Here is a 457-nt window from a genome sequence, read left to right as displayed (position 1 = left end):
CTCCGGGTAACCGCGGCGCAGCTCGGGTGACAGCACAATGGTTTTGCTGATCCAGCGCGTCAGCATACCGGAGACCAGCGCACCGATGCTGATAATGGCCAGCGAACGAACGGTCGCTGCCATCATAAACTTCAGGCTGTCGCCAGGGTTGAACATTGAGAACAGAAACAGGGCGATAAAATAAGCGCTGGCCAGCCAGTGCCAGATCAGCGCAAAGGCACGGATAAACAGCCCGAAAAAGGCCAGCGAACGGTCGGCGAGGCGCGTCAGCTCCTGCTGGATATTGTGCTTGTTATGGAAAATCAGATACAGCGCCCAGACAGTCATCAGCCCCATAACGGCCACATTCACCAGCGCGCCGACCTGCACGTTTACCTGGTTAGACACAATCGGCACAATCACCAGCAGGCCGTAACCAATCAGCCCGCTCAGCCAGCTCAGACGGGTGCACCAGTAG

General features: G+C 57.3%; 1 pseudogene. It reads right to left on the bottom strand.

The window, feature by feature from the left end:
* Nucleotides 1-457, bottom strand: a pseudogene (locus WH277_RS02025) (mechanosensitive channel protein); the annotation flags it as partial.

This window comes from Erwinia sp. MYb416, from assembly GCF_037479575.1.
Classification (GTDB): domain Bacteria; phylum Pseudomonadota; class Gammaproteobacteria; order Enterobacterales; family Enterobacteriaceae; genus Erwinia; species Erwinia rhapontici.
This window is presented reverse-complemented; position numbering and strand designations above follow the sequence as displayed.